General features: G+C 65.1%; 17 protein-coding genes. 5 read left to right on the top strand and 12 right to left on the bottom strand.

Annotated features, from left to right (window positions below):
• Positions 1-19: 19 nt before the first annotated feature.
• Positions 20-316, bottom strand: coding sequence for a helix-turn-helix transcriptional regulator (locus W930_RS0109555; RefSeq protein ID WP_023596095.1), 297 nt, complete (start codon positions 314-316; stop codon positions 20-22).
• Positions 317-430: 114 nt separating this feature from the next.
• A complete protein-coding gene (arfB, locus tag W930_RS0109550) occupies positions 431-844 on the bottom strand; it encodes an alternative ribosome rescue aminoacyl-tRNA hydrolase ArfB (RefSeq protein ID WP_023596094.1) in 414 nt (137 codons plus the stop codon).
• Positions 845-1,397: 553 nt separating this feature from the next.
• On the opposite strand from arfB, the gene W930_RS26815 reads away from it, so the two are divergent.
• Positions 1,398-2,012 carry a hypothetical protein gene (locus W930_RS26815; RefSeq protein WP_023874249.1) on the top strand — a complete coding sequence of 205 codons (615 nt, stop codon included), beginning with the start codon at positions 1,398-1,400 and terminating at the stop codon, positions 2,010-2,012.
• 332 nt (positions 2,013-2,344) lie between these two features.
• On the opposite strand, the gene W930_RS0109540 is transcribed toward W930_RS26815, so the two are convergent.
• The 5 genes from W930_RS0109540 to W930_RS26810 form a co-directional block, all read right to left on the bottom strand.
• Positions 2,345-3,817, bottom strand: coding sequence for a heavy metal sensor histidine kinase (locus W930_RS0109540; protein WP_115344524.1), 1,473 nt, complete (start codon positions 3,815-3,817; stop codon positions 2,345-2,347).
• Between the two features lie 41 nt (positions 3,818-3,858).
• Positions 3,859-4,533 (bottom strand): heavy metal response regulator transcription factor, encoded by a 675-nt coding sequence (locus tag W930_RS0109535; protein ID WP_023596091.1) that lies wholly within the window; start codon positions 4,531-4,533, stop codon positions 3,859-3,861.
• A 9-nt stretch (positions 4,534-4,542) separates the two neighbouring features.
• Positions 4,543-5,997, bottom strand: a complete 1,455-nt coding sequence (locus tag W930_RS0109530; protein WP_028730942.1) for an efflux transporter outer membrane subunit — start codon at positions 5,995-5,997, stop codon at positions 4,543-4,545.
• A 44-nt stretch (positions 5,998-6,041) separates the two neighbouring features.
• The gene (locus tag W930_RS0109525; protein ID WP_023874251.1) at positions 6,042-7,295 is read right to left on the bottom strand and encodes an efflux RND transporter periplasmic adaptor subunit; all 1,254 of its coding nucleotides are present in this window, start codon (positions 7,293-7,295) and stop codon (positions 6,042-6,044) included.
• Between the two features lie 65 nt (positions 7,296-7,360).
• Positions 7,361-10,603 carry an efflux RND transporter permease subunit gene (locus tag W930_RS26810; protein WP_023874252.1) on the bottom strand — a complete coding sequence of 1,081 codons (3,243 nt, stop codon included), beginning with the start codon at positions 10,601-10,603 and terminating at the stop codon, positions 7,361-7,363.
• A gap of 346 nt (positions 10,604-10,949) precedes the next feature.
• Between W930_RS26810 and W930_RS0109515 the strand changes: the two genes are divergently transcribed.
• Both W930_RS0109515 and W930_RS0109510 read left to right on the top strand, forming a co-directional pair.
• Complete coding sequence (locus tag W930_RS0109515; RefSeq protein ID WP_023874253.1) at positions 10,950-12,068, top strand: Dyp-type peroxidase; 1,119 nt, start codon at positions 10,950-10,952, stop codon at positions 12,066-12,068.
• Positions 12,065-12,895: a family 1 encapsulin nanocompartment shell protein gene (locus W930_RS0109510; protein ID WP_023596086.1), complete on the top strand. Its 831-nt coding sequence runs from the start codon at positions 12,065-12,067 to the stop codon at positions 12,893-12,895. The genes W930_RS0109515 and W930_RS0109510 overlap by 4 nt, the downstream gene beginning before the upstream one ends.
• A gap of 93 nt (positions 12,896-12,988) precedes the next feature.
• On the opposite strand, the gene W930_RS0109505 is transcribed toward W930_RS0109510, so the two are convergent.
• The 5 genes from W930_RS0109505 to W930_RS26805 form a co-directional block, all read right to left on the bottom strand.
• Positions 12,989-14,722 (bottom strand): glycosyltransferase family 39 protein, encoded by a 1,734-nt coding sequence (locus W930_RS0109505; protein ID WP_051610639.1) that lies wholly within the window; start codon positions 14,720-14,722, stop codon positions 12,989-12,991.
• Between the two features lie 61 nt (positions 14,723-14,783).
• Complete coding sequence (locus W930_RS0109500) at positions 14,784-16,145, bottom strand: HAMP domain-containing sensor histidine kinase (RefSeq protein WP_048806339.1); 1,362 nt, start codon at positions 16,143-16,145, stop codon at positions 14,784-14,786.
• Positions 16,142-16,801 (bottom strand): response regulator transcription factor, encoded by a 660-nt coding sequence (locus W930_RS0109495; protein ID WP_023596083.1) that lies wholly within the window; start codon positions 16,799-16,801, stop codon positions 16,142-16,144. The genes W930_RS0109500 and W930_RS0109495 overlap by 4 nt, the downstream gene beginning before the upstream one ends.
• A gap of 400 nt (positions 16,802-17,201) precedes the next feature.
• A complete protein-coding gene (metE, locus tag W930_RS0109490) occupies positions 17,202-19,490 on the bottom strand; it encodes a 5-methyltetrahydropteroyltriglutamate--homocysteine S-methyltransferase (RefSeq protein WP_023596082.1) in 2,289 nt (762 codons plus the stop codon).
• 107 nt (positions 19,491-19,597) lie between these two features.
• Positions 19,598-20,590: a LysR substrate-binding domain-containing protein gene (locus W930_RS26805; protein WP_023874259.1), complete on the bottom strand. Its 993-nt coding sequence runs from the start codon at positions 20,588-20,590 to the stop codon at positions 19,598-19,600.
• Positions 20,591-20,771: 181 nt separating this feature from the next.
• On the opposite strand from W930_RS26805, the gene W930_RS26795 reads away from it, so the two are divergent.
• Positions 20,772-22,700: a sulfatase-like hydrolase/transferase gene (locus tag W930_RS26795; protein ID WP_023874261.1), complete on the top strand. Its 1,929-nt coding sequence runs from the start codon at positions 20,772-20,774 to the stop codon at positions 22,698-22,700.
• Positions 22,701-22,826: 126 nt separating this feature from the next.
• Complete coding sequence (locus W930_RS0109475; RefSeq protein ID WP_023596079.1) at positions 22,827-23,429, top strand: molybdopterin-dependent oxidoreductase; 603 nt, start codon at positions 22,827-22,829, stop codon at positions 23,427-23,429.
• Positions 23,430-23,514: the final 85 nt, after the last annotated feature.

The raw sequence follows: 23,514 nt of genomic DNA, 5'->3' as shown, positions 1-23,514 counted from the left end.
TCCGATGCGGGGCCTCGGGTCAGCCGGCGAGCGTCTCGACGATGGAGGGCGGGGCGGACACGCCGCTCGGTTGGGCGAGATATTTGCCGCCGGAGCGCAGAAAGGCCTCGACTTCATGCCGCAGGGTGGCAGGCACGAGCATGGGCTCGAGGCCGAGCGCGCGCGCCATCTCCAGAACGGTGGACACGCGGGGGTCGAGGGCGCCGGACTCCACTTTTTGCACGGTCATGCGTGACAGTCCCGCCAGATCGGCCAACTCCGCCTGTGTGAGCGCAGCCGCCTTTCGGGCCGCAATCAACGGTTCGATAAAGCTCATGATAATTAGCATTATCCAGAAAATGATGCTTTATATTAGCATCAATCTTGCTGGCTGCTATCGAAAAGATAGTGGTTATTATCTTTTTTCGATAAAAGCTAACTATGATGATCTTTAGTCGTGACTCGCGTGAATCTTGCCTCGCGACGCTTTCACGCGCGAGCGCACCTGCTTGGCATCGCGACGGCGCACCTGACTGGCGAGCGTGGGGCGGGTAGGGACGCGGCGTCGCGGCGGCACGGCCGCCGCGTCGACCAGTGCCTGGAGACGCGCGAGCGCGTCGGCCCGGTTCAGTTCCTGCGAGCGGTGCTGCTGGGCCTTGATGACGATGACGCCTTCCTGCGTGATGCGTTGATCGAGTCGGGAAAGCAGACGTGACTTGACGTCGTCGGGCAGGGACGAGCGCATTACGTCGAAGCGAAGGTGAATGGCGCTGGAGACCTTGTTGACATTCTGGCCACCCGCGCCCTGGGCGCGCATGGCAGTGAGTTCAACATCTTCGGGCGCGATGAGGATGCGACGGTTCATGTCGCAAGGATAACGTTCTCGCTGTCGTCGGTACAAGCGGCATCGCAGGAATCTCCCCCGGCGCTTTCCGGAAAAAATTCCCGCCTGGCCTTCGAGACGGGGCAGCGGAGCAAGCGGTATCGGAATGAAAAGTAATTTGGATGACAAATTTTATGGAAATTTTCAATCATCCGAAAGAGCCAAGGATTTCTTGAATGCCAAAGGTGATTCTGTAACAAATTGTGTCTGGCATCTGAAGGGCCAAGAAAAAATTTCCCTTTTGGAGTGGAAGAAGTTTGATTTGCATCAAGTAATGATATTTTTATGTTTTGAAAATCATGAATTTGCCTGATTTGCAGGCGAGATTTTCATGGTGACCCGGGCGCGGCAGGCAATACTGGCATTTGGCATGCAGCTTAAAATTGCATCGCGGATTTGAAATATTTTGTTACTATCCGATGGAAACATCGCGATTGTTTTGACGGGCGATCGGACGGATGTTTTATTTTGGACAATTAATTAAAATGCAATCAGAAATGCGGAATCGCATGCATTGATAACAAAAGGACATTCCATGAAGCTCACGCAAACCATGATTCTTGCTGGTCTGTTGTCGTTGGGAACGTTGGCGCACGCACAGGAGCCTGCGCGTCCCGCGCCAATCGTCGCGGGCGGCATCGTCGAGTTCCGTACCACGCTGCTCGGCGTCGATACCAGGAAGCGCACCATTCAGGTCGCGGACGACCGTGGCAAGCCGGTGACCTTCATCGTCGGCCCGGACGTGAAGAACTTCGAGCAGATGCGCAAGGGCGACAAGGTTGTCGTGGCGTATCGGCGCTCCGTGGCCATCTCCGTCACGCCCGGCAACGACGGGATTCGCAGCCGCGTGCTGACCGAAGGCGCTGATCGCGCGGCACCGGGGCAGCGACCGGGCGCTGACGCCGCGCGCAACCTGACGGTCGTGGCCACCGTTCAGAAGATCGACCGCAACGCGAACGTCATCACGGTGCGCGGTCCCTCGCGCACCGTGGATGTCGCCGTTGAAGATCCCAAGCTGCTGGAAGGGGTGAAAGTGGGCGATACCGTGACAGTGAACTACACCGAGGCCGTTGCCCTGGCCGTCACGCAAGCTCCGGACGCCAAGCGCAAGTGGGTGCCGCCGGTTCCGGCATCCGCGCCGAAGCCCTGAGCGCTCCCCGCGAGCCCCCCCGACGGCATGGGCGAGTGCCGCTGCTGTCACGGCCGCGTCGCCGGCATCGCCAATCAGGTGAGCCGGCGAGACGACGCCCCCTGGTAAAGCTGGCCTCCCGGAGATCGCCATGGCACGGTCTGCCTTGAAGTTCGACGATGGCACCTACGCCGCCTTGCTCGCCGCCGCCCGCGATGCGGACATGGCGCACCCTCACGACAATCCCGCATTTCTCGACGCGTTTCTGTCCGATGCCTGGCTCGCCGCGCACCGGATCTACGGTGCCCAGCGCACACCGGATCGCACGCCGACACCGTGGGCGGCCGAAGATCTCACGGCGTTTGACGCGCAACGGGCGCTGGCACGCCCGCGCTCTCATGCCCCTGGGAGAAAAGGGGGAGATCGCCGGCGGGCCTTCCCGTCCCGCGCCCCGTGGCGATCGAAAACCCGAAGGTATTGAGACCGTCGGCGCTGCGCGCCCAGACGGTGCCGCCATGCATCTCCGCGATTGCCTTGACGATCGCCAACCCCAGACCGTGGTTCTCGCGGCTGTTCGTGCGCGACGGCTCCGCCCGGAAGAAGCGATCGAACAGGTGTCGAAGCACCTCGCGGGGGATGGGCGCCCCGGGGTTGACCACCTCGATGCGCACCTGACCGGCATCCTCGGTTCCGGCGGCGAGCGGCGTGATGTGGACGTCGATATTGGCGCCGGGCGCGCAGTGTTCGACGGCGTTCATGACCAGATTGGCCAGCGCACGTCCGAACAGCGCCTTGTTGACCTGGGCAAACGCCGCGCCGTGCAAGCGCGCGGTGACCCGGGCTTCTTCCAGCGGAATTTCGAGAAACTCCAGCGTATGGGCAGCTTCGCTCGCCAGCGACAGCCCGGTGAGGCCCGTGGCTCGCTCGCCCTGGTCGGCGCGCGACAGGAAGAGCATGTCGTTGATGATGGTGCGCATGCGCCCGAGCTCTTCCAGGTTGGATTGCAGCAGCACGCGAAGGTCCTCGACCGGCCGCTCGCGCGTGAGCGCGACTTCGGTCTGGCCGATCAGGATGGTGACTGGCGTGCGCAGTTCGTGCGCCACGTCGGCGTTGAACGATTCCAGACGCTCGTATGCGCTGTCGAGGCGGGCCAGCGCGCCGTTGAACGAGTGGGCGAGGTCGTTGAGCTCCACCGGCAGTGAGCGCGTGTCGAGTCGCTGTGACCGGTTGTCTGGGCGGATTTCGGAAGCCTCGCGCGTGAGCCGGGTCAGTGGCGCGAGCCCGAGTCTCGTGACCGAATAGCTGAGGATCAGCACCGCCAGGCTGCCGAGTGCCGACAGCGCGGCCAGCCCCAGCCCGAAGGCGCGCAGCGTGCGCTCATTGGGCGAATAGCTGGCGGCCACCTGTAGTGTGACGGCGGGGCGAGTGCCATACGGCGGCAGAATTTCGCGCGTGGTCAGCATGTCGTCGTCCCCCTCGTCCGGCCGCAGCCGCACGTAGCCGTTCGACAGTCGCTTGACGAACATCCCGATCACCGGCGTGCCATAGGTGTAATTCGGGTCATCGCTCGTCACGGCATAAGTGGTGGTGCCGTCGCGCGGCGTCATGTCGCTCAGCTTCTCTCGTACCAACTGCCACTTCTCGGGCGTGCTGCCGTGATAGACGATGATATGGGCGATCTGGGCCCGGTCGTCGAGCGACTCGCGCAGGTGCCGCTCGAGCTGGACGCGCAGCATCACGTCGAGGGCGGCGCCCACCAACGCGAACACCGACAGCGCGACCACGGCGAACATGGCGGCGAGGCGGCGCGAGATCGAGTGTTTCACCATGAGGCGCGATGCGTTGGGCGTATCCGGGCGCGTGGCGCTCAGGCCTCGCGCACCTCCAGCACGTAGCCCATGCCGCGAACCGTGTGCAGCAGTTTCGTCTGAAACGGGCCGTCGAGCTTGGCGCGCAAGCGCTTGATCGCGGTTTCCACCACGTTCGTGTGGCTGTCGAAGTTCACGTCCCAGACCAGTTCCGTGATGGCCGTCTTCGACAGGATGTCGCCCTGACGCCGTGCCAGGACCGAAAGCAACTGGAATTCCTTGGCCGTGAGATCGAGCCGCTGGCCCTCGCGCGAGGCGCGCCGGCCGATCAGGTCGACATAGAGGTCCCCGACCGAGATCAGCGTCGACTCCTGTACACGCGTGCGGCGTGCCAGTGCGTGGAGCCGCTCCACCAGTTCGATGAAAGAGAACGGCTTGGTGAGATAGTCGTCCGCGCCTTCGCGCAGGCCGCGCACGCGATCGTTCACATGATCGCGTGCCGTGAGCATGATGACAGGCGTGGACTTTCGCTCGCGCAGCGAGCCGAGCACGGCGAAGCCGTCGCGCTTGGGGAGCATGACGTCGAGCACGATCACGTCGTAGTCGAACTCGAGTGCCAGATGCGTGCCTTCCTCGCCATCGAGCGCCACATCGACCACCCACCCTTGCTCGGTCAGCCCCGTGCGCAGGTAGTCCACGACCTTGTGTTCGTCTTCAACGATCAGTACTTTCATTTCGTCACCTCATCTTTGCGCATTATACGAGTCAGAGGATGCGTCCGAAGGTTGCCATCCGCCGCCCAGCGCCTTGATAAGCGCCACCGACAGCACCCATTGCTGCACGCGAATCTGGACGTCCTGACGCTCGCTCGCGAGCAGCGCCTGTTGCGCCGTGATCACGCTCAGATAGGCGGTGAGGCCGCCCGAATAGCGATCGTTGGCCAGACTCAGCAGCCGCTGGGCGTCGACCACCGCGGCCCGCGATTCATGTGCGGCGGCGTCGAGCACCGACAGCCCGCTCACGCCGTCCTGCACTTGCTCGAAGGCGGTGAGTACCGTCTGGCGGTAGTTCGCCTCAACGGCGCGGTAGCCCGCGCTGGCGTAATCGACCCCCGCCTGACGGCGTCCGCTATCGAAGATCGCCTGCGTGGCCATCGTCCCCAGCGTCCAGAGCAGACTTGGCGCCGAGAGGAGGTTGGCGAACTCCGTGCTTTGCCAGCCGATGCCCGGATTGAGCGTCAGGCTGGGGAAGAACGCCGCTTTTGCCACGCCGATCTGCGCGTTCGCGGCGGCCATGCTGCGCTCGGCGGAGGCCACGTCCGGGCGCCGCTGCAGCACGTCGCTCGGCACGCCGAGCGGAATCGGCGGCAGCGACGCGGGCAGCGCCCCCGCCGGCACGGAGAAGGCAGGGGCGGGCACGCCGACGAGCGCGGCAATCGCGTGCTCGTACTGGTCGCGCTGCTGATGAAGCAACCTGGCCTGCACGCGCGTTGCGTCGAGCTGCGATTTTTGCTGGAGAACGTCCAGTCCCGAGACCGCCCCCAGATCGTGCTGCGCGCCCACGTAATCGAGCGCGCGCTGTTGTAGCGCCACCGATTCGTCGAGCACGCGGATCTCGGCATCGAGCCCGCGCAACTGGAAATAGGCACTCGCCAGTTGCGTCGTGAGGACCAACCTGGCATTGGCGAGATCATCGCCCGCCTGTTCGGCGCTCGCCCGCGCGCCCTCGACCTGACGGCGGATTCGCCCGAAGAGATCGGTATCGTATGACACGCCAAGGCCGATCTGCACGTTGTTCTGCACCGTCGACATGCTTGTCGACGAATAACTCGTGAGCGGACGGTTTGCCGAAATGCGCTGTCGCGCCAGTCCGACAGATGCGTCGATCTCGGGGAGACGCTGGGCGGAGACACCCGCCAGCGCGGCCTGCGCCTGGTCGTAGTGCGCCACGGCGGCGGCGAGCGTCTGGTTGCGCGAAAGCGCCTGCGTCTCGAGCGCGTCGAGCGCGGGTTCGTCGAACGCCTTCCACCAGTCGGGCTGCAACGGTGCGTGCGATGGCTGCGCGAGTCGCCAGAATCCGTCGGTCTTCCAGCCGGGCGGGGCGGCAACGTCGGGCCGATGGTAGTCGGGACCGACCGCACACCCCGCGAGCGCCGCCGCGGCGGCGAACACCGATGCGCATGACCGAAGGCAGGCCAATCGTCTCGAATGTCCCGGCCGCTTGGCGCGGTGCGTGCCGAGGGTCACGATTTGTCTCCCTGAGACGTGCCCGACGCCCGGCCACCGGTCGGCGCCTTGACGGCCAGCGCCTTGGCCATCACGTGGTCGCCGTCGTCGATCGAGTCGCTCGGGTTGACAATGACGCGATCAGTAGCCGATACGCCGTCGGCGAGTTCCAGCGTCTGTCCGAGGTCCCGCGCAATCACGATCTTGTTCAGATGCACGATGCCCCGATCGTCCACGACCGCCACGCGCGGGCCTTCCGCGCGAAACAGCAACGCATTGGCGGGCACGCTCAGATGCGCCTGCGTGGTATTGGGCAACGCCAGTTGCACGTAGGCGCCCGGGCGCAATTCGCCGTCGGGGTTGGGCAGCGCCGCTTCGATTTGCAGCGAGCGCGTCGCCACGTCGATGGCTCCGGAAACGTGGGTGATCGTGCCGTGGAAATGCCGGCCGGGCAGTTCGGCCTGCGTGACCACCACAGGCTGGCCGACCGCCACGCCTTGCGCATAGGCCTGCGGCACCTGGACGTAGACCCGCAGCGGGTCCGTCTGTGCCAGCGAGAACAGCGCGCGGCTGTTGCCGCTGCCGGCATCGATGAGATCGCCGACGTCGACGTTGCGCTGCGTGATCACGCCATCGAACGGGGCCACGATCCGCTTGAACGATTCCAGCTGCTGCAGCCGTTTGACGTTGGCGTCGGCCGCGGCGAGATTCGCCATTCCTTGCGTGTAGGCGCTCTGACGCTCGTCGAGTTCCTGCTGGGAGACGGCATCGCGCTGGCGCAGTTGCTGCCACCGCTCGAGCGATGATTTCGCGAGCCCCAGGCTGGCGTTGATCTGGTTGCGCTGGGCGATGGCCTGAGCGAGCTCCTGGTCGATTTCCGGTGTGTCGAGGTCGGCCAGCAACTGCCCCGACTTCACGCGCGCGCCAATGTCGACATAGCGGTGCAGCAGATAGCCGGTCGCCCGGGCGTAAATCGGCGACTCGACGGCGCCGCGCAGCGTGGCGGGCAGCACGGTCTCGCTCGCGGCGCTGGCATGCGGCGTGACAACGCTCACGTACTGCCTGGCGTTTTCCAGCGTGGCGCTGGCCACGGCCCGTCGCTGGAGCACGTTGGCGACGATGGTGCGCGCGGCACCCGCCGCAAGCAGCAACGCCACGACAATCAGCACGATTTTCGCGCGGCGGAATTCACCCTGGCGCGGCGGAATCTGCCTGCCGTCGGCGGGGTCGTGCTCCGGAATGGCCAGTTCGGCGTGATGTTTCTCGGTCATGTCGTTCAACCCGTCAATGCTTTGTCATCTGGTAGGCGAGGTGTCGGTCGTTGTGCGATCTGGGCTCAGGTGGCGCCATCGTCGCCATCGTCGCCATCGCCGGCGTCTCTCGCGGGCCTGCCCGAACCGCCGGTCTCGGTGCGCTGGCCTTGTACCGCTCGCCGCGCCCTGCGCCGAACGAGTCGGGTGTGCACGCCCGCAAAGACCAGCGGCACGAAGCACAGTGTGGAGATCGTGGCGAACAGCAGGCCGCCGATCACGGCCCGGCCCAGCGGGGCATTCTGTTCGGCGCCTTCGCCCAGCCCAAGCGCCATCGGCACCATGCCGATGATCATGGCCAGCGCCGTCATCAGCACCGGTCGGATCCGGCTCGCGCCAGCCTCCAGCGCGGCTTTGAGCGGCGCCATGCCGGCCTCCATCCGTTGCCGCGCGAAGGCGACCACGAGAATGCTGTTGGCCGTGGCTACGCCCATCGTCATGATGGCCCCCGTGAGCGCGGGCACGGAGAGTCGCGTGCCCGTGAGAAAGAGCATCCAGACGATGCCGGCGAGGGCGGCGGGCAGGGCGCTCACGATGATGAGCGGATCGACCCACGACTGGAAATTCACCACGATCAGCAGATACACGAGCACGATGGCCATCGCCACGCCCACGCCCAGCCCGAAATACGAACTTTGCATGGTGCTGACCTGACCGCGCACCACGATCTGGCTGCCGCGCGGCAGATCCTTGCGCGCCTGGACCACCAGCTTGTCGATGTCGCGCGCCACGCTCCCGAGATCGCGGCCTTCCACGCTCACGAAAATGTCGATGACCGGCCGGATGTTGTAGTGGCTAACCACGGCAAATCGCTCTTGCGGCCGGACTTGAACGAAGTTGGCGAGCAACTGGGGCTGGCCGTTGTTGCCCGTGCCCGCGACCGGCAGGCGCAGCAGGTCGTCGATGGAACTGATGCGGTACTGTGGCGATTGCACCGAAAGGCTGTACTCCACGCCGTTCTGGTGGTTGAACCAGAAGCCCGGCGACGTCTGCGAGCTGCCCGAGAGCGAGATCAGCACGTTCTGGGCCACGGCATTGGCATTCAGGTTAAGTTGCTGCAAGCGGGTGCGGTCCATGTCCAGGTGCAGCGCCGGCGCGTTGATCCGTTGCTGGATGTGCGTGTCGACCGTGCCGGGTACCAGACGGACCTGCTTGAGCAACTTCGTTGCAACCCCGAAGTTCGCCAGTTGCTGGTTGCCGCTGATCTGGATGTCGATGGCCGCGGGCAGGCCGAAGTTGAGAATCTGCGTGACGACGTCGGCGGGTTGAAAGAAGAACTCCACGCCGGGGAAGCGTTGCGGCAGGATCGCGCGCAACTTGTCGATGTAGGTCGCGCTGGGCTGGTGGCCGGGCCTGAGCGCGATCTGGATCTCGCCGTCGAGCGTGCCGATGGTGCCGGCGTTGCTGTACGACAGGTTGATCCCGCTGTACGGCAGGCCGAGGTTGTCCAGAATCGTCTCCAGCTCGTTGGCCGGAACGATTTCCCGAACGACTTTCTCGACCTCGTCGGCCAGCCGCGCCGTTTCCTCGATGCGGGTACCCGTCGGTGCGCGCATGTGCATGCGGATGTTGCCGGCATCGACCGACGGGAAGAAGTCCGATCCGAGCACGAACACCAGCCCCATCGAGAGCACGCAGAATGCCAGGAAGCTCGTGGCGAACACCCGGCGGCGCACGAGCAGGGTCGAGAGCACCGAGATGTAGGCCCCGCGCATGCGCTCGAAGGCGGCGTCGAAGCGCTGATGCAGGCGTCGGAAGGCGCCGGGCCGGGCATTCGGATCGGCCTGATGCGCGTGCCCCATGAGCAGCATGGCCAGTGTGGGCACCAGCGTGCGCGACAGGATGTACGACGCGAGCATGGCGAACACCACTGCCTCGGCAAGCGGCACGAACAGGTATCGGGCCACACCCGTGAGGAAGAACATCGGCACGAACACGATGCAGATACAGAGTGTCGAGACGAGCGCCGGCACGGCGATTTCACCCGCCCCTTCGAGAATGGCCTCGTGCAACGGCGTGCCCATGTGCAGGTGGCGCTCGATATTCTCGATGGTGACGGTCGCGTCATCCACGAGAATCCCGACGGCCAGCGCCAGCCCGCCCAGCGTCATGATGTTGATGGTCTGCCCGAGGGCATGCAGCGCCAGCAAAGAGGAGAGGATCGACAGCGGAATCGAGATCGCGATGATGCACGTGCTGCGCCAGTTGCCGAGAAACAGCAGGATCATGGCCGCGGTGAGCGCGGCGGCAATCAGCGCTTCGTGGATCACGCCCTGCACGGCGGCCTTCACGAAGACCGACTGATCGAACAATGCGGAGATGTGCAGATCTTCCGGCAAGGCCGCGCGTGCTTCGGGCAACAGGGCCTTGAGCGAGTCGACCACCGAGAGCGTCGAGGCGTCGCCCGTCTTCATCACGGAGATCAGCACGCCGCGCTGGCCGTTCTGGCGAACGATGTTGGTCTGCGGCGAGAAACCGGTGCGGACGTGGGCAACTTCGCGCAGGTAGGTCGTCGCGCCGTTGACCGTGCGCACCGGAATGTTGTTCAGCCCTTCAACGGTTGGCGGAGAGCCGTTCATGTCGACGGTGTACTCGCGCGGGCCGATCTTGGCCGTGCCGGTGGGCAGGATCAGGTTCTGCGCATTGACGGCGGCCACCACGTCCTGCGCCGTCAGACCCTTGGCGAGCAGGGCCCGCGAGTCGATGTCGACCGAGATCAGGCGGGTCTTGCCGCCGTAGGGGTACGGCACCGCGGCGCCGGGAATCGTCACCAGTTGGGGGCGCAGGAAGTTCAGGGCCGTGTCGTTGAGCGCGGGCTCCGACAGGCTGGGGCTCGACAGGCCAAGCTGCATCACCGGGATGGACGACGCCGAGTAACTGATGATGAGCGGCGGTGTCGCGCCGGGGGGCATTTGCTTGACCTGCGCCTGCTCGACGGCCACGACCTGAGCGAGGGCAGTCTGGAAATTGGCGGTCGGTTGCAGAAAGATCTTGATGATTCCGATGCCGGGCAGCGACTGCGATTCGATGTGCTCGATGTTGTTGACGGTGGTCGTGAGTCCGCGTTCGTTGCCGGAGATCATCCGATCGGCGATGTCCTGCGCGGACAGGCCGTTATAGGTCCAGATGACACTGATCACCGGGATATTGATCTCCGGCAGCACGTCGACCGGGGTGCGCATGAGCGCGAGTGGGGTGGCGAGCAGAATCAGAATGGCCATCACGATGAACGTGTATGGCCGTTTGAGCGCAACGTTGACAATCCACATGATTCAATCGCGCTCGGGCGCAGTCGCAAGCGTAAGGACAAGGGCCGACCGGCGCGCGCGATGCGGCGCCGCACCGGTGCCGGAACGGAACGCTGCCATGGTATGGGCGACGCCCCAACGCCAAAATGGCGCGAAAATGGCGAAATTGACAGAATTGCCGCGTACTGGCGCAAAGCCTTGTCGCATAAGGCTTTACGCCACGTTGTATCGACAGCGGTGGCGTATTACGGTCTGTTGCGTGATAAAGTTGACGTACTGAAAGTCGCCAACCGATAGCCTAAGGTCGCCGTTCGATCCGAGGTTGCGGCAACCGGCGTCACGAACTCAAGCCCCACGCAGGAACGCAATGACCGAACGTCCGACTTCCCCTCCGGAACCACAGCCGGTTTCCGGCACCGTCACCCGTAGCGCAATCTTTCTCGTGGCCACCGTGCGCGACGATCCTGCCGCCCATGCGAACGTGCGCGGCTGGTGCGCCGATGTGGGCGCCTATGTCCGCGCCGTCGGCAAGCGCGTGCCGTCCGGCAACCTCTCGTGTGTCGTCGGCTTCAGCGACAACGCCTGGGGGCGCCTGTTCGGCGATCCGCGTCCTGCCGAGCTCCATCCGTTTCGCGAGTTCGGCGCCGGCAAACGCCACGCGCCGGCCACGCCCGGCGACCTGCTGCTGCACATCCGTGCCGAGCAGATGGATCTGTGCTTCGAACTCGCCACGCTCTTGCTGAACAAGCTGGGCGATGCCGTCACGGTGGTCGACGAGGTGCACGGTTTCCGCTATTTCGACATGCGCGCCATGATTGGCTTCGTCGACGGCACGGAGAACCCGGAGGGCCAGGAGGCGCTCGAGTTCACGGTGATGGGCGACGAAGATCCCGAATTCGCGGGCGGCAGCTACGTGCTGGTGCAGAAGTATTTGCACGACATGGCCGGCTGGAACGCGCTGCCGGTCGAGGCGCAGGAACGCATCATCGGCCGCACCAAGCTCAGCGACGTGGAGCTCGACGACGGGGTCAAGCCAAGCTGGTCCCACAGCGCGCTCACCACGCTGGAAGAAGACGGCAAGGAGATCAAGATCCTGCGCGACAACATGCCGTTCGGTCGTCCCGGATCCGCTGAGTTCGGCACGTATTTCATCGGTTACGCGCGCTCGCCCCGGCCCATCGAACAGATGCTGGAAAACATGTTCGTGGGCCGTCCGCCGGGTAACTACGACCGATTGCTCGACTTCAGCAACGCCGTGACCGGCGGTCTGTTCTTCGTCCCCTCGGTGCCGATGCTCGAAGCGCTCGCCGAGCGCGAGGCGCCGCTGGCGGAAGCCGGACCGGAATCCATCCGCACCCTCATCGACACGCCGTCGACGTCCACACCCGTGGTCGATGTGACGGTGTCGTCTCTCATTTCACCGAGCCCCGCGCCGGCGGACGGCTCACTGCAAATCGGATCGCTTAAAGGAGTATCTCAGGCATGAATAACCTGCATCGCGAACTGGCCCCCATTTCGAGCGCCGCATGGGCGCAGATCGAAGAAGAGGTGGCACGCACGTTCAAGCGTACCGTCGCCGGCCGCCGTGTCGTCGACGTCAAGGGTCCCGGTGGCCTGTCGCTCGCCGGCGTGGGCACCGGCCATCAGACGGCCATCGACGCGCCGCTCGACGGCGTGGGCGCGCGTCAGCGCGAAGTGATGCCGCTCGTGGCACTGCGAGTGCCGTTCGAACTCTCGCGCGAAGCGATCGACGACGTCGAGCGCGGCGCGAACGACTCGGATTGGCAACCAGCCAAGGACGCCGCCATCAAGCTGGCGTATGCCGAGGATCGCGCGATTTTCGACGGCTATCCGGCTGCCCGAATCACGGGCGTGCGCGAAGGCACGTCGAACCCGGTGCTGCCGCTGCCGGACAATATCGCGGACTATCCGACGGTGATCGCCAAGGCGCTCGAGCAACTGCGTCTGGAAGGCGTGGACGGCCCGTACAGCGTGCTGCTCGGCGCGGATGCCTACACGGCCGTGGCCGAGGCCAACGATCAGGGGTACCCGATTCTGGAGCACATCGGCCATATCGTGAGCGGCGAGATCATCTGGGCGCCGGCCATCGATGGCGGCTGCATCGTCTCCACGCGCGGCGGCGACTACGAGATGCACATCGGTCAGGACGTGTCGATCGGCTACCTGGACCACACGGCCACGACGGTTCGTCTGTACCTGGAAGAGACGTTCACGTTCCTGATGCTGACCGCCGAGGCCGGCGTGTCGGTCGGTCCGGCCAAGCCGGTCGGCGTGAAGAAGAAGGCGAAGTAAGTTCGCTAGCTTATTGAAAGGAAAAGAAAAATGGCCGGGGCGAAGATCGCTCCCGGCCATTTTTCATTGGCCCTGCCATCGGGCTCGTGAGGCTCAGTTGGCTGCCGGTGCAACACCCGGTGCCGGCGCGTCGGCGGGCATCGGCTTCTCGATGATGGCCCGGCGATTGTCGCGGGCGATGACCTTCATCGGCAGTCCCAGCGTCTCGAGGACAGTGAACTTCTCCGGATCGACCAGCGCGAGCGCCTTGGGCGCTGACATCCAGACCTCGGCAAACTTGTTGAGCGTCGGAATCCAGCTGTCCGGCGCCTGAGATATGCCGAATTCGAGTTCGTCCTGCACGGCCACCATGATCATCGTGTGGCGCAGGTAGTACGGCATGGTGTGGTCGAGCGTGCCCACCGAATAGAACGGCGTGTCCGGCCCGAGTCGCTCCATTTCCGCGCGCACGGCGGGTACGAGGTCGATGCCCGAGCTGCCGCGCCCGAACGCTTCGTGACCCGTTCCCCCGATCATCGTGAACGCCAGCCACGTGCCGGCGAAGGCGATCAACGCCTGCTTGGCGCTACGGGAGCTGAGCCAGCGCGTGACGCCCAGACCGATCAGCCCCACGAAACTTGCCGCGTACAGGTAATACGAGAACTGACGATACGCTTCGACCGGGTTGCGGCTGTCCGAATGATGGGACAGGAAAACGAGGCAAGTCACGATCGTTGCCACGAACAGCACGGCGGACACGATCAGATGCTTGCGAAGCGATTCGCGCGACATGCCGGCAAGCCCCAGCCCGAACAGCAAGGCGATGGACGGCGCGATCGGCAGCACATACGAGATGAGCTTCGAGTGCGAGATCGAGAAGAAGCAGAAGATGAAGACGGTCCACACGGTGATCATCAACACCGGTCGGAAGCCGTTGGCCTGACGGGGTACCGCACGGGAAGCGGAGATCGTGCGCGGAATCATCGACAGCCAGGGCAGGAAGCCCACGATCAGCACCGGTACGAAATACCAGAGCGCGCCGGGACGATGGTGATCCGGCTTGAGGAAGCGGTTGAAGTGTTCGTTGATGAAGAAGAAGTCGAAGAACGACGGATTGCGTGCCATTACCGCGGCGAACCACGGCACCGTGACGGCCAGCATCACGATCAGGCCGCTCGCGATGTGCAGCCGCTTCCATAACGCCCAGTCGCGCGAGATCAACGTGTAGATCACCAGCACCGCCCCGGGCAGCACCACGCCGATCAACCCCTTGCTGAGGATCGACAGCCCCATGGCGAGCCAGCACAGCCACATCCAGTTGCGGGTTTGCGTGTCGGTCAGGCCGGGCCGCTGGGCAAGCAGCAGCGAGCACAGCACGAGCGCCATCATGAACGACAGGCCCATGTCCAGCACGTTGAAATGGCCGAGCAGCGCCCACAGCGGGGCGCTGGCGAGCGTGAGTGCGGCGAAGAATCCCGCGCGTGCGCCGAAAATGCGACGGCCGGTGTAGCCCACGAGCAGCACGCCGCCGAAGCCGGTCAGCGCCGTCCACAGGCGGGCCTGCCAGTCGCCGAGGCCGAAGATCATGAACGTGAGCGCGTTCATCCAGGTCTGCAGCGGCGGCTTCTCGAAGTACAGATAGCCGTTGTAACGCGGCGTGACCCAGTCGCCCGTGGCGAGCATTTCGCGAGCCATCTCGGCGTATCGGCCTTCGTCGCTGGGGACCAGGTGGCGCAGGTTCAGCACACCGAACCAGACCAACGCGAACACGGCAAGCAGCCAGAGCAGGGCGGTGGGGGAGATCGGCCAGGGTTCCAACCCGGCGTCACGTTGAGAACGTATGGACATGAATACGAGGCTTCCGGTCTTGATGAATGGGGTACGGCAGTTTAACGGTGTCTTGCGGCAATCAACGACTTGGCGGTTGCGAAATATCCGGATTGGGCAGACTCACGCGAACGTGAAGCCCGCGTGGCGGTGTCGGGCTCGCGTCTTTCAGCTGCATATGACCGCCGAGGCGGTCGACGATCGCGCGCACGATGGCCAGACCCAGGCCCGTGCCTTCTCCGCCATGCTCGCGCGATTCGCGCTGGTCGGTCGCCCGGTAAAAGGCGTCGAAGACGCGCTCGCGCTTGTCGGCATCGATGCCGGGCCCCGAGTCGATGACGTCGATGACGACGTCAGGGCCGGAGGATGACAACCGAACCGAGACGGTACCGCCCGCCGGGGTATATCGCACGGCATTGCCGACGAGATTGCCCAGCAATGTCACGATGTCGCGTTTGACGCCTACGACGCGCAGGTTCGGCCGGCCCGGCACGCCGAGCGTCGGGCCGACGAGATTCAGGGCGATCTGCTTGCGGTCGGCCAGCACGAACACGTCTTCCAGCGCCTCGTGCACGGCCGGCAGCAGCGCGAGCGGCGCGGCGGGCGCCGTCGGCGCGCTTTGCGCGCGGGCGAGCGTCAGCAACTGCTCGAGCAGGGTGCGGGTGCGCTGCAAGCCGCTCTTGAGCTTGGTCAGGCGGTTGCGGGTCTCGGCGTCGATGCTCGTGGGCGCGAGCGCCCGGTCGAGGTTCTCCGACTGGATGACCAGCGCCGTGATCGGCGAGCGCAGTTCGTGCGCGGCGTCCGCCACGAACCGGCGCTGCTCGTCGAGCGCCTTGGCCAGACGTGCCAGCAGTCGGTTGATGGATACGATGAACGGCTCGATTTCGGTCGGCGCGCCTTGCGTGGCTAGCGCCCGCAGGTCCGTGTCCCGCCGGGTGTCGACCTCGGCCGCCAGCCGTTGCACGGGGCGCCATGCACGGCGCACCGTCCACACGATGGCCAGAATCAGCAGTGGCACGAAGACGATGAAGGGCAAGGCCGTGCGCAGGCCGCTGTTGCGGGCGATCTCGTTGCGGCCCTCGGTCGGTTGGGCGACGACGATGCGCAAGTCGGGTTCGACGGTACGCACGAACGCGCGCCACGTGTGCCCGCCGGTGTTGACGGTGTGGAAACCGTCGGCCAGCGTGACCGGAAAGGTGCCCCCGAGCCGTTGTACGGTCAGGCGGTAATCGTGGTCCTGAATCGGCAGGCCATGCACGGCGTGATCGGCGCCGGCGAGGTTGCGGGTGTCGACCAGCGCGGCGAGTTGCAGCAGTTGGTCGTCCTGGAAGCGATAGGCTTCGCGAAAGGCCGCAGCGTAGGAAACGAAGCCCGCGACGATCGCCAACACCAGCGCGCAGGCCGAGAGCGTGACCACCAGGCGCGACTGCAGCGAGCGCATCATGCCTTGGGCACCAGCCAGCCCGCGCCGCGGATGTTGCGGATCACGTCCGATCCCAGTTTCTTGCGAATCGAATGAATGAGAAAGTCGATCATGTTGCTCTCGATCTCCTCGCCCCAGCCGTACAGACGGTGCTCGAGCGCGTCGCGAGAGAGAATCGTGCCGGGGCGAAGCATGAGCGCGTGCAGCAGCGCGTATTCCTTTGCCGAGAGCGTGCAGCTGATGTCGCCGTAAGTGGCCTGATGCGTCGCGGGATCGAGGGCGAGGGCGCCGTTGGTCAGCACCGGCACGGCGACCCCTGCCTGGCGCCGGATCACGGCCCGCATGCGCGCGAGCAGTTCGCCGACTTCGAACGGCTTCACGACGAAGTCGTCGGCGCCGAGATCGAGACCCTGAATGATGTCTTCCGCACCGTCGCGCGCGGTCACCACGATGATCGGCGTGCGTCCGCCCGCACCGCGATGCGCGCGCAGGACTTCCCAGCCGTCACGCCCCGGCAGACCCAGGTCGAGCAGCATGAGGTCGTACGTGTGCGCGGCGAGCGCAGCGAGGGCGGCATCGCCGTCACGGCACCAATCGGCCGCGTACGAGGCGTCCTTGAGCGCCTGCATCATGGCCTCGCCGATCATGGCGTCGTCTTCTACGAGCAATATCCGCATGTTTTCCGAAGGCTCCACCGCGTGGCCCCAGCGGCGCACGCGCAATCCTTGCCCGCCTGACACGACGGTACGGGCGCACGATAGCGCGCGAAACTTAGGAGAAACTTAGTTTTCGTCTGCGTGCACTCGCGCGACTATGCCATGAAAACTCACCTTTAAACAATGACTTAGCAAAGATATTTCATGTGGGAGCGCAGCCTCGGTGGCGCGACAATCGCGTTGCGATCCGGTCGGCCGGGGTCCGATGGCGTCCGTGGGCGGCGCATGGGCTGGCCGTGGCGGCTCGAAAGCGTTGTCCTTGGGGATGTTGGAACGTTGAAAGGCCGGCAATGGCCGGCCCTTCGACCCGGGGCAGAGAAAGTCGCGGTGCGCGAGGGGTGCCGGGCACCGCGTTTGTTGCCTATTGCGCGCGCAGCGTCCTTGCCGCCGCCACCATGTTTTGCAGCGCCGGGACCACTTCTGACCATTGGCGCGTTTTCAGCCCGCAGTCCGGATTGACCCAGAGTCGCGTGGCGGGAATGCGCTCGGCCGCCTTCTTCATGAGCGCCACGATTTGCGCCTGGGACGGGATGTTCGGCGAGTGGATGTCGTACACGCCCGGCCCGATCTCGTTCGGGTACTGGAACGAGTCGAACGCGTCGAGCAACTCCATGTCCGAGCGCGACGTTTCGATGGTGATCACGTCGGCGTCCATCGCGGCGATTGCCGCGATGATGTCGTTGAACTCCGAATAGCACATGTGCGTGTGGATCTGCGTGTCGTCACGCACCCCGTTGGCGGTGATGCGGAACGATTCCACCGCCCAGTCCAGATACGCCTGCCACTGGGCGCGCCGCAGCGGCAGGCCTTCGCGCAGGGCGGCTTCGTCGATCTGGATCACGCGCACACCGGCGCGTTCGAGATCGAGCACCTCCTCGCGAATCGCCAGGGCGAGCTGGAAGCACGAGACCGACCGAGGCTGGTCGTCGCGCACGAAGGACCAGTTCAGAATCGTGACGGGGCCGGTCAGCATGCCCTTCATCGGTTTGTCGGTGAGCGACTGGGCGTACCGGATCCACTCCACGGTCATCGCCTTGGGACGGCGAATGTCACCGAACATGATGGGCGGTTTCACACAGCGCGAACCGTACGACTGCACCCACCCGAACTGGCTGAACGCGTAGCCCTCCAGTTGCTCGCCGAAGTACTCCACCATGTCGTTGCGCTCGGCTTCGCCGTGCACAAGCACGTCCAGCCCCAGTGCCTCCTGCTCGCGCACGCTGCGCGCGATCTCGGCCTGCATCGCCGCGATGTAGCCGGCCTGATCCAGCTCGCCCGCCTTGAAGCGGCTGCGGGCGGTACGGATTTCCGCTGTTTGCGGGAACGAACCGATGGTCGTGGTCGGGTAGAGCGGCAGCTTCAGCCTGGCCGCCTGCTTCGGGGCGCGCTCGGCATACGGCTTCAGGCGGCGTCCCAGCGAAGCCTCGATCTTCGCCACCGCCGTCTTCACCTCGGGGTTGTGCACGCGCGGCGAAGCGCGGCGGCTCGCGATGGCTGCGGCGTTGGCGGCAAGTTCGGCGGCCACCGCGTCGCGCCCTGAATTGATGGCGCGCGCGAGCACGTCGACTTCGGCCAGCTTCTGCCGGGCGAATGCGAGCCACGACTTGATGTCCGCGTCGAGCTTCTCCTCGCTGTCCAGGTCGACGGGCACATGGAGCAGCGAGCACGACGGCGCAATCCACAGGCGCCCGCCCAATCGGCTCGCGAGCGGCTCGAGCCAGTCGAGGGTGGCGGCGAGGTCCGCCTTCCAGATGTTGCGGCCATTGACCACGCCCAGCGACACGATGCTGTGTGCGGGCAAGGCGGCGACAACAGCGTCGACTTCGCCCCGCGCGTTCACGGCATCCAGGTGCAGACCATCGACGGGCAGGCGGCAGGCGAGCGGGAGATTGTCCTGAAGCTCACCGAAGTACGTGGCCAGCAGGCGCTTGACCGGTGCGTCGGCAAGCGCGGCATACGTCGTCTCGAACGCCGTGCGCCATTCTGGGCTCAGTTCAGTGACGAGAATCGGTTCGTCGATCTGGACCCATTCCACGCCCTGCGCGGCCAATGTCTCGAGCAGCGCCGCGTACACCGGGAGCAGCCGCGGCAGCAAAGCCAGCTTGTCGCTGTCGTCCTTGGCCTTGCCGAGCCACAGATACGTGACCGGGCCAATGATCACGGGCTTCGCCCTCACGCCGGCGGCGCGAGCTTCAGCAACTTGCTCGACGAGTCGCGACGCGTCGAGGGCGAAGGTCGTGGCGGCGGTGAATTCCGGCACGATGTAGTGATAATTCGTATCGAACCACTTGGTCATTTCGCCGGCGGTCACGCCACCACAGCAATGCGCGTGCGCATCCGTACCCAGGGCGGAACGCCCGCGCGCCACGCGGAAGTAATTGTCCAGTGCATCGCCATGAAAGCCCTGCACGCGCTCGGGCAGGTTGCCCAGCGTGAAGCTCATGTCGAGCACCTGGTCGTAAAAGGCAAAGTCGCCGACCGGCACCAGATCGAGCGCCGCCTGGTCCTGCCAGTGGCGCAGGCGCAGCGACGCGCCAAGCGCCTTGAGTTCGTCGCGTGACGATTGGCCCTTCCAATACGCCTCCTGACCAAACTTCAGTTCGCGTTTCGCGCCGATGCGCGGATATCCCAGATTGTGTGTCTTTGCCATGTGCTCTCTTGACCGTTGTCGCCATTGGAATGAATGCCTGCCGACGATCATAGAGACTTCGATTCATGAATGAAAATGTTCTTATTTTGAACTAACTTCAATTTCATTCATGTTGAGCGTGATGCTGGTGGTGAGAGCATTTGGGCGACATGGCGCAGATGATCGATGAGCGTGAGTGCCGCCGCATTGGGCGCGGGGTCGTGCAACACGCCTACTGTGGGGGCGACATGCGCGAAGCGAAGTCCGAAGTCGTGCAGCGCGGCGCGCAGCGGTGATCGCGCGACGCCCAGCGTCGAGGCGAGGAACAGGCACGGCATGGCTTGCGCGGTGCTGGCATTGGTCATGAGCGATACGGATTCCATCACCACGTTCGGCATCGGCAATCCTTGATGGGCGAATTCGGTGTCGATGGCGCGCCGCATCGGGGTGCCCGGCGGCGGGACGATCCACGGGTAGCGGGCGGCGTCGGCCCAGCTCGGTGTCGTGCTGGCGGCAAGGGGATGGTGTTTCGCGCCGTAGACACGGACTTCGTCGTCATAGAGCGCAACGACGCCGAAACCCGCGTTCATGGCCGTCTCGTCGAGGCGGCACACGAGAAGATCGATTTCGTGCCAGCGTGCGCGCGGCAGCAGCCGATCGAGTGTCTCTTCGAACAGATTGACGCGCAGGGCCGGGCCAGTGTGCGCGATCCGGGCGAGCGTCTGCGGCATCAGCACGCTGGCCATGCCCGGCAGAATCCCCACGTTGACCGGGTGTGCCAGACCGTCACGCAAGGCCTCCAGGGCGGGGGCGACGCCGGCGAGATCTGTCAGCATGCGCTCGGCACGCTCGAGCAGTGCATCGCCATAGGCGGTCGGGGTTACGCGTCGCGTGGTGCGCTCGAACAGCGCCACTCCGAGCGCCTGCTCGATTTCGCGCAGCCATTTGGAGAGCGCGGGTTGGGTAATGGCGGCGGCTTCGGCGGTGCGTGCGAAGCTGCGGGTTCGTCCCAGCCAGCGCAATGTTTCCAGATCCCGGATGCGCAGCTTGCGAAGCGCTGCCGGGATTGCGCGGGCAGGGTGCGAACGGTCGGTCTGCAACGCTTGGGGGGTGTCGATCATGTTGGCGAGAAGCGGTAAGGAGCGGCCGCGGGCGGTCGGCCGAGCCACATATTGATGTCATTTTGGTAATGAATGTACCGCGACTTTTCATCGGTGTGTGACGAGTCCAGCCAAATAATGAGACTCCCATCCCGGTAGCCCGCGCGACACACGACGCGGGCGCCCTTCAGGAGCGAGACACATGACCCTCAGGAAGTCCCCATCGACGCCGGGCGAGTCCGGAAATCCGTCGGACGATGCGCCCGCCAGTGCGGCAACAGGCACGCCGACGGCCCATGATGCGCTTTCCGGCAGTCGCCCATCGCGGCGCCATTTTCTGAAGCAGGCCGGTGCGGCCGTCGCCTCGGCCGGGTTGGCGTCGCCAGTGCTCGCGGCGGCCAAATCCGCGCCCGACGGACCGCGCCCGCCGGGCGGGGCGCACGACGACGGCTACGTCATGGCGCAGGAGGCGCCGTCCGTGGCGCCCAAGGGCTACAACATCCTGTTCATTCTCACGGATCAGGAGCGCCACTTCGACAAGTGGCCATTCCCGGTGCCCGGGCGCGAGCGCCTGCGCCGCGAGGGGGTGACGTTCGTGAATCATCAGATCGCGGCGTGTGTCTGCTCGCCTTCGCGCTCTACCGTATACACGGGGCAGCACATCCAGCACACGCGCGTGTTCGACAATTGCGGCATACCGTGGCAACCGGACATGTCGACCGACATCCGCACGATCGGGCACATGATGCGCGACGTGGGTTACCACGCCGCCTATCTTGGCAAATGGCACCTGAGCGGCAAGCTGCACCACAATCACACGCCGTACGACACGCCGACGCAGGAATACCACGACCTCATCAAGGCCTACGGCTTCGACGATTACTTTGGCGTGGGCGATCTGATCGGACGCGTGCGCGGTGGCTACACCTACGATGGGCTGACGACGTCGTCGGCCGTATCGTGGCTGCGCGGGCGTGGCGCTCAGCTCGCCGGTGAGTCGAAGCCGTGGTTCATGGCGGTCAATCTGGTCAATCCGCACGACGCCATGTTCCTGAACACCGATCCGGTCGGCGTGAATGCGCAGAACGACAGCCGTCCCACGCTTGGCAACGCGCGTCCCCCGAAAGACCGCCTCTACGAAACGCACTGGAACGTGCCGCTCGCCTCCACCCGCAAGCAGGCCTACGATGCGCCGGGACGACCGGCGGCACATGGCGTCTACAACGCGTCCGAAGGCGTGCTCGTCGGCGACTATCCGCTCGACGATGCGCGCTTGCAGGTGTATCAGGACTATTACTTCAACTGCATTCGCGACTGCGACACGCATGTGGTGACGCTGCTCGACACGTTGCGGGAGCTGGGGCTGGACAAGAACACCATCGTCGTGATGAGCGCGGACCATGGCGACCACGTGGGCGCGCACAAGCTCGTCGGCAAGGGGCCGACGACATATCGTGAGCAGAACCACGTGCCGCTCGTGATTCGTCATCCGGCCTATCCGGGCGGCAAGCAATGCGCGGCCCTCAGCTCGCATGTGGACATCACCCCGACGCTGCTCGGCCTGACCGGCCTCGACGCGGCCGGTATTGCGCGCGTCGCGGGCGACGCCGTAAGAGGGCACGATCTCACGCCCCTGCTGCGGCGTCCCGAGCGGCACGCAGTGGATGCCGTTCGTACTGACGCCTTGTTCAACTACGCCATGCTGCTGTTCTATGACAGCGAGTGGGTCGCGCAGGAGTATGCGACCTTGCGCACGAAGGGCATGCCCATCGAGGAAATTCATCGTCGCGTGATCGCCCGGCAGCCCGACTTCCGGCATCGGGGCATGATTCGCAGCGTGTTCGACGGGCGTTACCGGTTCTCGCGCTACTTCTCTCCGACGCAGTTCAACCGACCGACATCGCTTGAGGCGCTTTTCGCGAACAATGACGTCGAACTCTACGATCTTCACGCCGATCCGACAGAGTCGAACAACCTCGCGCTCGACTCGCGCGCCAACGGCGCGTTGCTCATGGCGATGAACGCCCGGCTCAACGACCGGCTCGACGCTGAAGTGGGGGAGGACCGCCCGGACATCCTGCCCATTCGCGACGGTCGCGTGCATTTCACGTTCGAGTCGGCGGCTGGCTGAGGTCCCCGCAAGATCGCGGACACGCTGGACATTGGCCGGATGCGCGGCATCGGTGGTACGCTCGTGCGACTTCGCGCGCGGCGCTCGATGCCGCGCGCACGATGATCCACCGTTTTCGCCAACGTCATGAAAAAAAGAGACTTTCTGGCCGGCGCCGTGGCGCTCGGCGCCTCGGCGCCCGCGCTGGCCAGGCCGGGCCGGGCATCCGCCCAGTCAGGCGCACCCGCGTCGACACCCCTCGTCACGATCAGCGGCGCCATCGACCACCGCAATCGCGGCCCGGTCGATCCCGCGCTGGATCAGCTGTTTCACAAGCAACTCGTGAAGTTCGACGGCGCGTTCGCGTTCGACTTCGGGATGCTGGCGCGCCTTCCCGCGCAGACGATCCGGCCGACACTCGAGTACGACGCGAAGCCGCACACGCTGCGTGGCCCGCGCCTGACCGATGTGCTCTCAGTGGTGGGCGTGCCCGGTCATCCATTGACGCAGGTGCTTTTGCGCGCCATCGATGGTTACGTGGTGGCGAGCACGCTGGAGCAACTGGCCGAGTATCGGTTCCTGCTGGCGACGCATCTGGACGACAAACCGCTAGCGCTTGGCGGCCTCGGCCCGCTCTGGGCGGTCTACGAGCCCGCGGACATTCCGGCGCTCGCGGGCAAGCCGCTCAAGGAGCGGTTCGCCTTGTGTCCCTGGGGCATTTACCACATCCAGATTAACGCCGTGTCCTGACCGGGCCGATCGCCCCGGCGTCAACGGGCCGTGGCGCGCCCCATGGTGGCCTTGCCACCGGCAGCGGCATTGGCGGTGCCCGCCG

The sequence above is a fragment of the Pandoraea sp. E26 genome (assembly GCF_000681415.1).
GTDB classification, from domain to species: Bacteria; Pseudomonadota; Gammaproteobacteria; order Burkholderiales; family Burkholderiaceae; genus Pandoraea; species Pandoraea pnomenusa.
This window is presented reverse-complemented; position numbering and strand designations above follow the sequence as displayed.